The sequence below is a fragment of the Roseobacter sp. HKCCD5988 genome (genome assembly GCF_037830355.1).
In the GTDB taxonomy this organism is placed as follows: domain Bacteria; phylum Pseudomonadota; class Alphaproteobacteria; order Rhodobacterales; family Rhodobacteraceae; genus M30B80.
Map to the genome: position 1 here is coordinate 395,488 of NZ_JBBLYJ010000002.1, position 13,670 is coordinate 409,157.

14 protein-coding genes are annotated in these 13,670 nt (G+C 54.8%); 10 read left to right on the forward strand and 4 right to left on the reverse strand.

The genetic code is table 11. The features are described from left to right. Positions 1–11 precede the first annotated feature (11 nt). Together rpiA and AAC636_RS10020 are read right to left on the reverse strand one after the other, a co-directional pair. A complete protein-coding gene (gene rpiA, locus AAC636_RS10015; protein ID WP_317655508.1) occupies positions 12–794 on the reverse strand; it encodes a ribose-5-phosphate isomerase RpiA in 783 nt (260 codons plus the stop codon). Positions 795–898: 104 nt separating this feature from the next. Beyond that, positions 899–1,633 carry a thiamine diphosphokinase gene (locus tag AAC636_RS10020; RefSeq protein ID WP_340301397.1) on the reverse strand — a complete coding sequence of 245 codons (735 nt, stop codon included), beginning with the start codon at positions 1,631–1,633 and terminating at the stop codon, positions 899–901. 196 nt (positions 1,634–1,829) lie between these two features. Between AAC636_RS10020 and AAC636_RS10025 the strand changes: the two genes are divergently transcribed. Both AAC636_RS10025 and AAC636_RS10030 read left to right on the forward strand, forming a co-directional pair. Then, complete coding sequence (locus AAC636_RS10025; protein ID WP_340254566.1) at positions 1,830–2,576, forward strand: SDR family NAD(P)-dependent oxidoreductase; 747 nt, start codon at positions 1,830–1,832, stop codon at positions 2,574–2,576. Between the two features lie 47 nt (positions 2,577–2,623). After that, positions 2,624–3,358, forward strand: a complete 735-nt coding sequence (locus tag AAC636_RS10030) for an SDR family NAD(P)-dependent oxidoreductase (protein ID WP_340301398.1) — start codon at positions 2,624–2,626, stop codon at positions 3,356–3,358. A gap of 4 nt (positions 3,359–3,362) precedes the next feature. Here the strand turns inward: AAC636_RS10030 and AAC636_RS10035 are convergent, their stop codons facing one another. Next, on the reverse strand, positions 3,363–3,596 hold the full coding sequence (locus AAC636_RS10035) for a DUF2842 domain-containing protein (protein WP_340254560.1): 234 nt from the start codon (positions 3,594–3,596) through the stop codon (positions 3,363–3,365). A 33-nt stretch (positions 3,597–3,629) separates the two neighbouring features. Then, on the reverse strand, positions 3,630–4,925 hold the full coding sequence (locus tag AAC636_RS10040) for an adenylosuccinate synthase (RefSeq protein ID WP_340301399.1): 1,296 nt from the start codon (positions 4,923–4,925) through the stop codon (positions 3,630–3,632). 283 nt (positions 4,926–5,208) lie between these two features. Here AAC636_RS10040 and secG point away from each other — a divergent pair, with 283 nt between their 5' ends. The 8 genes from secG (at position 5,209) to AAC636_RS10080 (ending at position 13,542) form a co-directional block, all read left to right on the forward strand. After that, positions 5,209–5,592, forward strand: coding sequence for a preprotein translocase subunit SecG (gene secG / locus AAC636_RS10045; protein WP_340301400.1), 384 nt, complete (start codon positions 5,209–5,211; stop codon positions 5,590–5,592). Positions 5,593–5,784: 192 nt separating this feature from the next. After that, a complete protein-coding gene (locus tag AAC636_RS10050) occupies positions 5,785–7,428 on the forward strand; it encodes a CTP synthase (RefSeq protein ID WP_340301401.1) in 1,644 nt (547 codons plus the stop codon). Between the two features lie 20 nt (positions 7,429–7,448). Further along, on the forward strand, positions 7,449–8,237 hold the full coding sequence (gene rlmJ, locus AAC636_RS10055) for a 23S rRNA (adenine(2030)-N(6))-methyltransferase RlmJ (RefSeq protein WP_340301402.1): 789 nt from the start codon (positions 7,449–7,451) through the stop codon (positions 8,235–8,237). 40 nt (positions 8,238–8,277) lie between these two features. Then, positions 8,278–8,715, forward strand: a complete 438-nt coding sequence (locus tag AAC636_RS10060; RefSeq protein ID WP_340301403.1) for a tellurite resistance TerB family protein — start codon at positions 8,278–8,280, stop codon at positions 8,713–8,715. 74 nt (positions 8,716–8,789) lie between these two features. After that, complete coding sequence (locus AAC636_RS10065; RefSeq protein WP_340301404.1) at positions 8,790–10,124, forward strand: glutamine synthetase family protein; 1,335 nt, start codon at positions 8,790–8,792, stop codon at positions 10,122–10,124. A 66-nt stretch (positions 10,125–10,190) separates the two neighbouring features. Continuing rightward, complete coding sequence (locus AAC636_RS10070; protein ID WP_340301405.1) at positions 10,191–10,880, forward strand: type 1 glutamine amidotransferase; 690 nt, start codon at positions 10,191–10,193, stop codon at positions 10,878–10,880. Beyond that, positions 10,877–12,244 carry a glutamine synthetase family protein gene (locus AAC636_RS10075; RefSeq protein WP_340301406.1) on the forward strand — a complete coding sequence of 456 codons (1,368 nt, stop codon included), beginning with the start codon at positions 10,877–10,879 and terminating at the stop codon, positions 12,242–12,244. Before AAC636_RS10070 ends, AAC636_RS10075 begins: the two co-directional genes overlap by 4 nt. Then, positions 12,241–13,542, forward strand: coding sequence for an NAD(P)/FAD-dependent oxidoreductase (locus tag AAC636_RS10080; RefSeq protein WP_340301407.1), 1,302 nt, complete (start codon positions 12,241–12,243; stop codon positions 13,540–13,542). The genes AAC636_RS10075 and AAC636_RS10080 overlap by 4 nt, the downstream gene beginning before the upstream one ends. Positions 13,543–13,670: the final 128 nt, after the last annotated feature.

Below are 13,670 nucleotides of genomic sequence, written 5' to 3' on the forward strand. Positions count from 1 at the left end.
GAGTTGAGGGATTAGGAGAGGTTAAAGAGGTTATCACCCTCAAGAATTTCGATCTTTTCCCGCTCGACCGTGCCATCGTTGATATTGCGCACCTCAACGGTGCCATCACCATTGCCGATCACGATAATGTCGCAAATATCTAAGAACAGACCATTCTCTACCACGCCAGGGATCTGGTTTAGAACAAGCGAGGCTTGTTGCGGGTTGGCAATGCGCTTGAGATGCAAGTCGATGATGAAATTCCCTTCGTCTGTGCGATAGGGTTCTTCCCCCGAAAGGCGCAAAGATGTGCTGCGACCCAGAACATCGAGATTGACCAAAACTTCCTCAATCAGGGCTTTGGTGGTTTGCCATCCAAACGGAATAACCTCAACGGGCAAGGGGAAGGCCCCAAGACCCGTTACCTCTTTTGCAGGGTCGGCAATCACGATCATCTGATCCGAAGCGGTTGCTACGATTTTTTCTTGCAACAAAGCACCACCACCACCTTTGATGAGGTTCAGATTTGGGTCAAACTCATCCGCGCCGTCAATCGTGAGATCCAGCCATTTCACCTCGTCCAAGGTTTTGACTGTGATGCCAACTTCACGGGCAAGCTCTGCTGTGCGGGTTGATGTGGCAACACCTGTGACCTGCAATCCGTCTTCGCGCACCATCTCGCCCAGACAGCGCACCATCCATGCTGCCGTTGATCCCGTCCCAAGCCCAAGGCGCATCCCATCTTCAACAAAATCAACAGCGCGCTTTGCCGCCACATATTTTGCTTTATCAATTGGGTTAAGGTCAGCCGCCATTCGCGCGTCTCCATATTGTCATGCCAAAGGGTCAGCCGCACTGCGCCAGTGGCGTTTGTCGATCTCGCATCATGTTTAACGAAACTTGTTCAGGGATGCGAGGGTCAAAGAGACAAACCGAAACTCTGCAAAACCTGATCACGGTAGCGCGCAGGCAAAATGGCAAGCAGCCCTGCCCCCTTGGCCATCAGACGCAGCGCCCCACCCTCGGCCTTGTTGGATGTGCCAATCTGCCCCATCGGATCGAAGGTCAAACCATCGAGAGGCCAACGCAGCCCCTCAGCGGCACAGGCCACAGGGGCAAAAGGGAACAAAGAGACCCGCGTATCTCGCGGTAATTCAAAAGCCATTTCGCGATGCGCAGGGAGGTGGAAAACCACATCCTGCGCGCTTTGCAAAATGACGGGCGCGCCTTGATGCCGTGCCAAGGCCTGCATCGCGGCCAATCCATGATCGGCGCGCGGCCCGAGAAACCCAAAACCAATGATGCCCGCAACATCCAAAACCCGCAAAGATTTCTCAAAATCGGTGCTGTCCTGCTCGGGAATGTGATGCAGAACATCCCCGAATTGGGCGCGCGTCTCAGGGCTGATGGAATCCATATCGCCAATCACGGCAACGGGCTGCAGACCAAGGCGTAAGGCGTGATTAGCACCACCGTCAGCCGCTACCACAATCGCTCCAGAGTTGACCAGCGCCTTTACCGGCTGTTCTTCAATTTCTCCACCACCTATCAGGCACACAAGACGTTCGGTGTAGGCTAAAGTGTTCTCTGACGCTGATATCCCGCCAAAGCTAACCTCGTTATCATTCACCTCTACGCTCACGAATGCGTTCAATCCAAATTCTGCAACAGTGAAAAAAATCGTTTTAGTTTTGGCTCATTAGCCTTAGCGTATCACTCAAAGTGATACTGCAGAAGCTAAAAAACGCTTTTGGAAAATACATAGAGCATAGCTAAACAAAATACTAAGGGGCTCTATAGCTTGTGAAGCTGCGCCAATGAATTTGCATTTAAAATGTTAGGATTACCAGTTGATAAATCAATTCAAGCTCAAAGATAAAGTTGTTGTTGTAGTAGGTGGAGCAAACGGTATTGGCGAAGCCTGTGCAAATTATATGGCGTCTTTAGGTTCGCATATAATAATATTGGACAAAGATGGAGCTGCAGCCAAATCGGTTAGCGAGAATATACCAAACTCACTCTCATTCGAGCTTGATATTTGCGACGCAAACCAAATCGACGAAGTGTTCGAGAAAGTCCCGAACGTAGACGTCTTGGTGAATAGTGCCGGCGTAGCGCGTCGGCAACCGGCTCTGGACCATAACAAGTCGGACTGGGATTTAGTTGCAAACGTCAACACCACCGGATCTTTTCTATGTGCTCAGGCTGCAGCCAGAAAGATGGTCAAAGCAAAACAACCGGGATGCATCACAAATATAGCCTCAATTATGGGGCTTTCAGGGGGGGGTATTTACCCCAATGTCTCGTATCAAACGTCAAAGGGAGCTATAGTAAATATGACACGTGCCTTGGCAGTTGAGTGGGCCCCTTATGATATCCGTGTCAACTCTGTTGCCCCTACGTATGTGAGAACGGAATTTATTAGACCGTTACTCGATGACCCCTATACTGTTCGACGCATCGAGGAAATGACGCCCCTAGGCAAGATTGCTGAGCCAGGAGATGTGGCTGCCGCTGTCGCTTTTCTATCGTCGTCAGCAGCATCTATGATCACTGGGCATACTCTCCCCGTCGATGGAGGTTTTTTGGCCCAGTAGTGACAGGGTTACGATGGACCTACCAAACCAAAAGGATACCGAAGTCGATGCAAGAAGTAACTTACGATTTTTCCGGTAGAATTGCTGTAGTGACGGGGGGGGCAAACGGAATCGGCGCTCAGATTGCCTCACAATACCTTGATGCCGGAGCCAAGGTAGTCATATGGGATCTACATCCCCCAAAGAACAAAAGAAAAAATGCAATTTTCAAGGAAGTTGACGTTAGTGACCTCAGCCAAGTCAAAAATGCAACCAAAGACACAATTAACAATTGGGGCAAGATTGATTTCCTCTCACACAATGCTGGTTATGCCGGCCCAACTGAGAACACAATTAACTACGACACGGAAGCTTGGATCAAAACTGTGCAAGTCAATTTAATTGGCACTTATATCGTAGCAAAAACAGTAGCTCCATGTATGGTCTCTGAGGGGTACGGTCGCATAATTAATATGGCGTCTCTTGCAGGCAAAGAGGGTACACCCTACGCATCTGCATATTCTGCGGCAAAAGCTGGTGTAATAGGCTTTACTAAGTCGCTCGCAAAAGAGCTGGCCGAAACCAATGTTCGAGTGAATTGTGTGGCACCTGCCGCAGTAAAAACGAACATTCTCGACCAGATGAAACCTGACTTTGTGGAAACTATGATAGCAAAGTCACCGATGAAGCGCCTTGGCGATGCACGGGAGGTCGCCGATATAGTGATGTGGCTTTCCTCTAGTGCATGCTCATTTAACACCGGCGCTGTTTTTGATATGTCGGGAGGCAGAGCCACGTACTAACGCGTTAGTGTTTACCGTCTTTGTCGCCGTTGTTATCTGCCTGTCCAACACCCTTGAAAACGGCTTTGAATGGCAGGGCCCACAAAATACCAAGCCCCACATATATGGCAAACTCCACCCAGATGGAGGGGCGCTCAAACAAGCTCATCAGCCACCACGCCGCCGCGATATAGGCAGGCAGCCCGAAGATCAGGATAAGCAGGGACAAACGCTTGCGGGTTTTATAGCCAAGGGCCATGACAGGCAGCTCTCCCTTTGGTCGGTGATCAGATCAATCCGCGAACGGGTCAGTCACAAGGATTGTGTCTTCACGCTCTGGTGAGGTGGAAAGTAGCGCCACGGGGCAGTCGATCAACTCCTCCACACGGCGCACATATTTGATCGCGTTGGCAGGCAAATCCGCCCAAGAGCGCGCGCCCTCGGTCGTCTCATGCCACCCTTCCATCTCTTCATAGATTGGCGTGCAGCGTTTTTGCGCCTCAGACGCGGTTGGAAGGTAATCAATCCGCGTGCCGTCTAATTCATATCCCACGCAAATTTTGAGCGTGTCAAACCCGTCAAGAACATCCAGCTTCGTCAGCGCGATCCCGTTCACACCAGAGGTCGCACAGGTCTGGCGCACAAGGGCGGCGTCAAACCACCCGCAGCGCCGCTTGCGCCCTGTGACCGTGCCAAATTCATGGCCACGCGTCCCCAGACGGGTGCCATCGTCATCGTCCAATTCCGTTGGAAACGGCCCCTCGCCCACGCGGGTTGTGTAGGCTTTTACGATGCCCAGCACATAATCAACCGCACCTGGCCCAAGACCGACACCTGTCGCAGCCTGCCCTGCAATGACGTTGGAGGAGGTCACAAAGGGATAGGTGCCAAAATCAATATCCAGCAGCGCACCTTGAGCGCCCTCGAACAAAATACGCTTACCCGCGCGGCGCTGTTCGTTCAGAACCTTCCAAACAGGTGCGGCATAGGGCAAAATCTCAGGCGCAATGGCCTTGAGCTTTTCGATCAGCGCATCGCGATCGACAGGCGCGATGCCAAGGCCACGGCGCAGCGGGTCGTGATGCTGCAGTGCGCGATCAACACGGGCGATCAAGGTGGCCTCATCCGCCAGATCCGCAACCCGCACCGAACGGCGACCAACCTTATCTTCATAGGCAGGGCCGATCCCGCGGCCTGTGGTGCCGATTTTGGTGCCAGCGCTAGCCGCATCTTCGCGGGCACGATCCAACTCACCATGGATTGGCAGGATCAGCGGGGTATTCTCCGCAATCATCAATGTTTCAGGGCTGATGGTCACACCATCTTGGCGGATCTTGCCGATCTCTTCGATGAGGTGCCAAGGATCTAGAACAACGCCATTTCCAATAACGCTCAGCTTGCCGCCGCGCACCACACCCGAAGGCAGCGCGTTGAGTTTGTAGACCTTGCCGTCAATAACCAATGTATGGCCTGCGTTATGCCCGCCTTGAAAGCGGCAAATCACATCTGCGCGCTCGCTGAGCCAGTCGACAAGCTTGCCCTTGCCTTCATCCCCCCATTGCGCGCCAACAACCACAACATTCGCCATTTTACGATCCGTCCTTATCCGCAGGCCAGAATGGCCGGCTCTTGCAAACGATGGCGTCTATAACGACACGCAGCCTCGGTGAAAAGCGCGAAACGCATAGCCCGCCTGCAGCAGAACGCGGGACGGGCCCGCATCCTTGGGTCATGGAACTGTCATATGTGTTGCAATATTCAAAGGATTCGCCTTAAAGTTGTGAAACTCTTGGCTTGCGGCGGCGGGTCGCATCCCCTAAGTAAGCCGCGAAAAGTGACGGATTGTCACAGACACGCACCTGAGGCCGCTCATGGAAAATATCGTTCTCGTCATCCATCTTATCCTTGCAATCTGCTTGATTGCCGTGGTGCTTTTGCAGCGCTCCGAAGGGGGCGGCATGGGCCTTGGTGGCGGCGGTGGTGCAGGCGGTGGTCTTATGACAGGCCGTCAAGCGGCAACAGCCCTCAGCAAACTCACATGGGCCTTTGCGACTGCGTTTCTAATTACATCGGTCACATTGACTATTTTGGCGGCGCAAAACTCGGCCACCACATCTGTGCTAGACCGCATTGGCACATCAGCCTCCGCTGACGGGGCCGCAACCGATGGCACAAGCGACAGCGCGCCCGCAGCAGATAGCCTTCTGCCCCCAGCATTGGGGGATGCGCCTGCGCTGCCGCCACGGGCGGAATAACGCAGCATCTAAAATTAATTCACCGCAAAGACCCAATAAATATTGGGTCTTTGTTATTTTTAGCCACATGATATAGCGCTGACCGCTTGCCCTAAGGACACGAATCCTGATACCGTCAAATCCCGTGATACAGGTGGCAAACGCGGTCTATTTCCAACAGACAAAATAGCCCGCGCGGGAGAATACAGGTATATGGCACGATACATTTTTATCACGGGTGGTGTGGTCTCTTCGCTTGGCAAGGGCCTCGCGTCAGCCGCGCTTGGTGCATTGCTACAGGCACGTGGCTACACCGTGCGTTTGCGCAAGCTTGACCCCTATCTCAACGTTGATCCTGGGACGATGTCGCCCTTTGAGCATGGCGAAGTTTTCGTGACCGATGATGGTGCGGAAACCGATCTGGATTTGGGCCATTACGAGCGCTTCACAGGCGTCTCTGCCCGCGCGACAGACAGCGTCTCATCAGGCCGTATCTATTCCAACGTTTTGGAGAAAGAGCGCCGTGGTGATTACCTAGGCAAAACCATCCAAGTGATTCCCCACGTCACCAATGAGATCAAAGATTTCATCGCCATCGGCGAGGATGAAGTGGATTTCATGCTGTGCGAAATCGGCGGCACGGTCGGCGATATCGAGGGCCTGCCGTTTTTTGAGGCGATCCGTCAATTCGGCCAAGAGCGCCCGCGTGGCCAGTGTATCTTTATGCACCTGACCCTGCTGCCCTATATCAAAGCATCGGGTGAGTTGAAAACGAAGCCCACCCAACACAGCGTAAAGGAGCTGCGCTCTATCGGGCTTGCCCCCGATATTTTGGTATGCCGTTCTGAGGGGCCGATCCCGCGCAAAGAGCGGGAGAAGCTTGCGCTATTTTGCAATGTGCGCCCCGATAGCGTGATTGCCGCACAAGACCTCAGCACGATTTATGATGCACCTTTGGCCTATCACCGCGAAGGGTTGGATCAGGCGGTGTTGGATGCTTTCCAAATCGCCCCCGCCCCGAAACCAGATCTCAGCCGTTGGGAAGATGTATCAGATCGTATCCACAATCCCGAAGGCGAAGTGCGCGTGGCGATTGTTGGCAAATACACGCAGTTGGAAGATGCCTATAAATCTATCGCCGAGGCGCTGACCCATGGCGGCATGGCCAATCGCGTCAAAGTGCGCGCCGAATGGATTGATGCCGAGATTTTCGACCGCGAAGATCCTGCGCCACATCTTGAGGGCTTCCATGCGATCCTTGTCCCTGGTGGGTTTGGCGAGCGCGGAACAGAGGGCAAGATCAAGGCTGCAGAATTCGCCCGAACCCGCAAGATCCCCTATTTGGGCATCTGCTTGGGTATGCAAATGGCGGTGATCGAGGCTGCGCGCAATCTGGCGGGCATGGTCAAAGCAGGGTCGGAGGAATTTGATCACGAAGCGGGTCAAAAGCGGTTCGAGCCGATTGTGTATCACCTCAAAGAATGGGTGCAGGGCAATTATAAAGTCACCCGCAAATCAGATGATGACAAAGGCGGCACGATGCGTTTGGGTGCCTATGATGCGGTTCTCGCAGAAGGCAGCCGCGTAGCCGAGGCCTATGGCACAACCGCCATCGAGGAACGTCATCGCCACCGCTATGAAGTCGATATCAAATATCGTGATAAACTTGAAAAATGCGGTCTGCTCTTCTCGGGCCTTTCGCCCGATGGGAAACTGCCCGAGATTGTCGAGATCAAAGACCACCCGTGGTATATCGGGGTTCAGTTCCATCCAGAATTGAAATCGAAACCCTTCGCACCGCACCCGCTGTTCCGTGACTTTGTGCGGGCGGCCAAGGATGTCAGCAGGCTTGTCTAAGCCTGCCTGACAGGCCCGCGATGCTGTCTTATCAACATATCTATCATGCGGGCAATTTGGCCGATGTGCATAAGCACGCGGCCCTCGCATGGGTATTGGATTACCTGACGCGCAAAGACAAACCGCTGAGTTATCTTGAAACCCATGCGGGGCGGGGGCTTTATGATCTTGCCGCCCCCGAAGCCGTAAAAACGGGCGAGGCAGAGGCAGGCATCGCCCGCTTGCGCGCAGGTTTTGAAGCAGATCATCCTTATGCGACCCTACAGAAAAAAATTGCCGCAAAATACGGCCCACAGGCCTATGCGGGTTCCCCCCTTTTGGCGGCTGAATTATTGCGGCCTATGGATAATTTACATCTCGCGGAATTGCATCCTCAGGAACATGAGGCCCTGCAGGCGGCAATGATCCAAGCGGGCGGGGCGCAGCTCTATCGCCAAGACGGGTTCGAGATGGCGCAATCCATTTGCCCACCTGATCCACGGCGTGGCCTGATGTTGATTGATCCCTCTTATGAGGTGAAGACCGACTATGCCCGCATCCCAAAAATCATGGGTCAGTTGGCGCGCAAATGGAATGTTGGGATTATAATCTTGTGGTATCCGATCCTCGCAAACACAGCCCATCAGCCGATGGAAACAGAGTTACGCCAAACCTTTCCTGATGCGATGCTCCACCGCCAAACCTTCCCCCCCGCCCGCGAAGGGCATGGGATGATTGGCTCGGGCCTGTTTATTCTCAACCCGCCTTTCGGCATGGAGGCCGCATTGGCCGAGATTGCAGCGGTGTTTGTAAAAGCCAAGGCGCATTAGGCGGGTTCTCTTATCGCAAAAACAGCTTATATTGGGGCCTATGTTTGCAGATCTCCTTCGCCGCCTTGGCGCGCCCAAACCAGAACCCATCACTGACAGCGATGCGCGGCTGGCGCTTTGCGCCTTACTCGTGCGTCTTGCGCGCAGTGACGGCGATTATGCCCAAGCGGAACGCGCAAAAATCGCGGAAACCTTAGCGGCGCGCTACCGCCTTGACCCGTCAGGCGTTGATGCCCTGATCCATGAGGCCGAGGCGGTTGAAGCAGAAGCCCCAGACACGGTGCGCTTTACACGCGCAATCAAGGAGTCGGTCGCCTATGAAGATCGGATTGTGGTGATTGAGGCCCTTTGGGCGATTGCCTTAGCCGATGGGCACCGCAGCGCGGATGAGGACGCGCTATTGCGTATGGTGGGGCCCATGTTGGGGATCAACGACCGCGACAGCGCCCTTGCGCGCCAACGTGTGGCCAAACTTTAGGCAGGCGCGGAAATTACGCGCAAGCCTGCGCGAATTTCGCTGCCATTTCAAAAATGCCGCGCTAGACTGGCCGCATGAGCAGCTATCTCAACGATAATCCTGAGATCAAAACGATCCGTGTTGCGGCCTCTGATCTCAATGGTCAGCCGCGCGGAAAACGGATTGCGCGGCGCTATGCGCAAAAAGCATGGGAAAATGGAACACGCTTTCCCTTCTCCGTCATGAACCTTGATATTTGGGGCGAAGATATCGATGACAGCCCGCTTGTCTTTGAAAGCGGTGATCCCGATGGTCTGCTTCTGCCGACCGAGCGGGGCTTTGTGCCAATGCCATGGCTGAGCAATCCAACCGCGCTGTTGCCGCTTTGGATGTTCCACGAAGATGGCCGCCCCTTTGCGGGTGATCCGCGCCACGCGCTGGCGCGGGTTCTAGATCGGTATAAGGCGCTTGGCCTGACCCCTGTTGTGGCCACTGAGTTGGAATTTTACATCATTGATGATCGCGGTCCCGACTTGCGCGTGCCGCCATCGCCCCGCTCAGGCAAAAGACGCAATCAAGCCGAAATTCTGGCCCTCAGGCAGCTTGATGCCTTTGATCAGTTCTTTACCGAAATTTATGATGCCTGCGAGGCGATGGATATACCCGCCGACACATTGATTTCCGAAGCAGGCCCCGGACAGTTCGAAATCAATATGATGCACCAATCCGATGCTTTGAAGGCGGCGGATGACGCGTGGCTGTTCAAGCTTTTGGTCAAAGGCGTTGCGCGCAAATACGGCTTTGCCGCCTCGTTTATGGCGAAACCCTACGAAGATTACGCGGGCAACGGAATGCATATGCATTTCTCGGTTCTTGATCAGCAGGGGCGCAATATTTTCGACAATGGCAGCGCCGAAGGATCAGAGGCGCTGCACCATGCCATTGCGGGGTGTTTGAAAGGGATGGCGGGGTCTATGCTGATCTGCGCCCCCCATGCCAGCAGCTATGATCGATTTGTGCCAGGCGCCCATGCGCCGACCGCTTTGGCGTGGGGTTATGAGAACCGCACAACCGCGCTGCGGGTTCCCTCTGGCGCGCCTGCCGCGCGGCGGATCGAACATCGGGTCGCAGGGGGCGATGTGAACCCCTATCTCTTGGTGTCCAGTATCCTTGGTGCGGCACTCACGGGGATTAAGGGCAAACTCACACCCCCCGCGCCCACCCATGGCAACGCCTATGATGCGGCGAGCCCGCATTTGCCCACCACATGGGGTGAGGCCATCGCGGCCTTTGAAGACTGCCAGATGACCGCGCAAATCTTTCCACGGGAGTTGGTTGCAAACTACCTCGCCACCAAGCGTCAAGAGATGCATTACATGGCCGAGCTTTCACCCGAAGAGCAGATGCAACTCTACCTCGACACTGTCTAAACTGCCCCCTTGCCGAAGGATGCGCGGCGGCGTAGCCTTTGGATATCCTTTTTTTACAGGCCACCCATGATCATTGGCATTTTACAAACAGGCCATATGCCTGACGAATTGAAACCTGATTTTACCGATTACGCGCGGCTTTTTGCCCAGCTTTTAGACGGGCAAGATTTCGAATTCCGCGTCTATAACGTGGTCGATATGGAGTTTCCCGCAGGCATATTTGATGCCGATGGGTGGCTCATTACTGGCTCACGTCATGGGGTCTACGAGGATCATCCGTTTATCCCGCCGCTCGAGGCATTGATCCGCGACATCCACGCCGCACGCATTCCTTTGGTTGGGGTATGTTTTGGGCACCAAATCATCGCGCAGGCCCTTGGCGGGCGGGTTGAAAAATTTTCAGGCGGCTGGTGTGTCGGACGGCAAAAATACCACCTCAAAGATGGCCGCAAATTGCATTTGAACGCATGGCATCAGGATCAGGTCATTACCCCCTGTGACGGCGCGGAAACCCTTGCCTCGAATGAATTTTGCGCCCATGCGATGCTGTCTTACGGGGGGCATACCTTTACTGTGCAGGCCCATCCAGAATTCGGGGCTGATGTGATTGCGGGGTTGATTGTACATCGGGGTCAAGGGATTGTGCCCGCCCCCCTCTTGCAGCGCGCCAAGGCCGAGCTGTCAGCCCCTACCGATAACGGGATTTTGGCTGAACAGATGGCCAGCCTATTCAAAAGCGCCAAGGTGCCTGCATGAGCAGCGTTTATGACAGTTTTCTTGACAAGCTTCCTGAGGTTGCGCGCAGTTTTCTAGAAAATCGCCGCTTGGACGAGGTGGAATGTATCGTCTCCGACCTTGCAGGTGTTGCGCGTGGTAAGGCCATGCCCGGCCAGAAATTTGCAAGCCAAACCCAGTTTTACCTGCCAAATTCTATCTTCTTCCAAACGATCACGGGGGATTGGGCGGATGCCTCGCCCGATGGGTTCACTGAACCTGATATGGTGTTGACCCCTGATTGGGATACTGCCCTGCCTGCGCCATGGACAGCCGATTGGACGCTACAGGTGATCCATAACATTCATGACCAACAGGGTCAGATGGTGCCTTTTGCCCCGCGCAATGTGCTGCGCCGCGTGGTCGAAATGTATAACGCCAAAGGGCTCGCGCCGATTGTGGCGCCTGAGATGGAATTTTACCTCGTGGCCCCAAACACCGACCCCGCCCGCGAGATCGAGCCACCTATGGGCCGCTCAGGGCGGCGGGCTGCCGCCCGACAGGCCTATTCCATGTCTGCGGTCGATGAATATGGCCCCGTGATTGACGATATCTACGACTTTGCCGAAGCCATGGGCCTTGAGATTGATGGTATTTTGCAAGAGGGCGGCGCAGGCCAAATTGAGTTGAACCTCCGCCATGGCGACCCTGTGCGATTGGCAGATGAGATTTTCTATTTCAAGCGCATGATCCGCGAGGCCGCGTTGCGCCACAACTGCTATGCCACCTTTATGGCGAAACCGATTGAGGGTGAGCCCGGTTCAGCGATGCATATCCATCATTCAGTGGTGGATATGGCCACAGGGCAAAATATGTTCTCGACCCTGTCAGGTGATGAAACGCCCGAATTTCTACATTTCATCGCAGGGCTGCAGAACAACCTGCCTGCTGCGATTGCCCTACTAGCCCCATATGTAAACAGCTATCGCCGCTATGTCCCTGATTTCGCGGCCCCCATTAACCTTGAATGGGGCCGCGATAATCGCACGACAGGCCTGCGTGTGCCCGTGTCCGACCCTGCAAGCCGCCGTGTCGAAAACCGCCTGCCAGGCATGGATTGCAACCCCTATCTTGGGATTGCCGCCTCTCTGGCCTGCGGTTTGATCGGGCTGCAAGAGAGCAAAATGCCAAGCGCAGAATTCAAGGGCGATGCCTATCAAGGCGATGACAATATTCCCCGCGGTCTTGGCGATGCTTTGGATTTATTCGTGGAAAACGCGGCAATGACCGAAATCCTCGGGCCTGAATTTTGTAGCGTCTACAAGACAGTCAAAGACCTCGAATATAAAGAATTCCTGCAAGTCATCAGCCCTTGGGAACGCGAGCATCTTTTGTTGAACGTATGAACCCGCTCTATCGCAACGACATTTCGGGACATCATGCCCCCTCTTGGTATGCGGCCTCAGTGCCTCCCGCGCCTGATCGGCCCGCATTGGCGGATACGATCCGCGCTGATGTGGCCATCTTGGGCGCAGGGTTCACAGGTCTTTGGGCGGCCCTAACCCTTGCTCGCCGTGGCGTGCGGGTTGTGGTTCTAGACGCGCATCGCGTGGGGTTTGGGGCATCGGGACGCAATGGCGGGCAGGTGCATTCTGGCTTTAACAAAGGGCAAGATTGGCTTGAGGCGCGGCTTGGGGCCGATGCGGCCCGCGCCTTGTGGGCCCTTAGCGAAGCGGCGAAGAAAAACCTGCGCGATTTTTGCGAGACCCACGCGCCCGAAGCAGAATATCGCTCAGGCATCGCGCATGGCGCCTATCGCATGGCCGAGCGGGATGAATTGGCCCGCGAGGCAGATTATATGGCCCGCACCTATGGTCATGAAATCCATGTGATGGATCGTTCCCAATTTGCAGAATTGGTCAAATCCCCGCTTTATCGCGGTGGCACGCTTGACCCAAGCGGCGGACATCTGCACCCCTTGGCTTATGCCCAAGCCCTTGCCCGCGCGGCCGAGGCCGAAGGGGCGGTCATCCACGACTGCAGCGAGGTGACAGAAATTGTCCGCGGGGCAAAGGCAACCCTGAAAACCACCAAGGGCAGCGTCATAGCAGATCACGTGATTGTCGCAGGAAATGGATATCTGCCCAATATTCTGCCGCAAGTGAATGCGGCCGTGATGCCCATTAACAGTTTCATCGCTGCGACCGAAGCCCTGCCCCAAAAATGGCAAGAGGTGCTGAGCCAAGATATTGCCGTGGCGGATAGCAAATTTGTTGTGAATTACTATCGCTTCAGCGCAGATCGGCGGTTTCTATTCGGCGGACGGGAAAGCTATTCGATTGGCTTTCCCGATGATATCTCCACCGCGCTTGTCGCACGGATGCATCGCCTATTCCCTCAGCTTGAGGGGGTGAAGATCGACTATGTTTGGGGCGGCGCGCTTGGCATCACCCCTACCCGTTTGCCGATGGTCAAGCGCATCGCGCCCAATATCATCGCCGCTGGCGGGTTTTCGGGACAGGGTGTTGCGCTGTCAGGCATGGCGGGGCGCGTTATGGCCGAGGCTATTTTGGGGGATGGGCGCGGGCTTGAGACAGTCGCAACTCTTCCCACGCCCCGCTTTCCAGGTGGCAGCGCATTGCGCGCGCCAATCCTTGCCCTTGCAATGACATGGTTCGCTTTGCGCGACCGATTGGGAATTTAGCGTTGCGTCACTGATGCCACAGACGCATGGCGAATTGCCCTGACCGCCCCAGTGTCACAAAAGCTTCGCTAGATTTTGAACCGCGTTTTATGTAAAGATTTTTGAAAGGGACTTTTTCAAAAAGGTGA

What these genes read in the sequence shown, in the direction of transcription:
- rpiA (WP_317655508.1), bottom strand. Translation starts at nt 794, where the DNA reads ATGGCGGCTGACCTTAACCCAATTGATAAAGCAAAATATGTGGCGGCA.
- AAC636_RS10030 (WP_340301398.1), top strand. Translation starts at nt 2,624, where the DNA reads ATGCAAGAAGTAACTTACGATTTTTCCGGTAGAATTGCTGTAGTGACG.
- AAC636_RS10035 (WP_340254560.1), bottom strand. Translation starts at nt 3,596, where the DNA reads ATGGCCCTTGGCTATAAAACCCGCAAGCGTTTGTCCCTGCTTATCCTG.
- AAC636_RS10040 (WP_340301399.1), bottom strand. Translation starts at nt 4,925, where the DNA reads ATGGCGAATGTTGTGGTTGTTGGCGCGCAATGGGGGGATGAAGGCAAG.
- secG (WP_340301400.1), top strand. Translation starts at nt 5,209, where the DNA reads ATGGAAAATATCGTTCTCGTCATCCATCTTATCCTTGCAATCTGCTTG.
- AAC636_RS10050 (WP_340301401.1), top strand. Translation starts at nt 5,785, where the DNA reads ATGGCACGATACATTTTTATCACGGGTGGTGTGGTCTCTTCGCTTGGC.
- rlmJ (WP_340301402.1), top strand. Translation starts at nt 7,449, where the DNA reads ATGCTGTCTTATCAACATATCTATCATGCGGGCAATTTGGCCGATGTG.
- AAC636_RS10060 (WP_340301403.1), top strand. Translation starts at nt 8,278, where the DNA reads ATGTTTGCAGATCTCCTTCGCCGCCTTGGCGCGCCCAAACCAGAACCC.
- AAC636_RS10065 (WP_340301404.1), top strand. Translation starts at nt 8,790, where the DNA reads ATGAGCAGCTATCTCAACGATAATCCTGAGATCAAAACGATCCGTGTT.
- AAC636_RS10070 (WP_340301405.1), top strand. Translation starts at nt 10,191, where the DNA reads ATGATCATTGGCATTTTACAAACAGGCCATATGCCTGACGAATTGAAA.
- AAC636_RS10075 (WP_340301406.1), top strand. Translation starts at nt 10,877, where the DNA reads ATGAGCAGCGTTTATGACAGTTTTCTTGACAAGCTTCCTGAGGTTGCG.
- AAC636_RS10080 (WP_340301407.1), top strand. Translation starts at nt 12,241, where the DNA reads ATGAACCCGCTCTATCGCAACGACATTTCGGGACATCATGCCCCCTCT.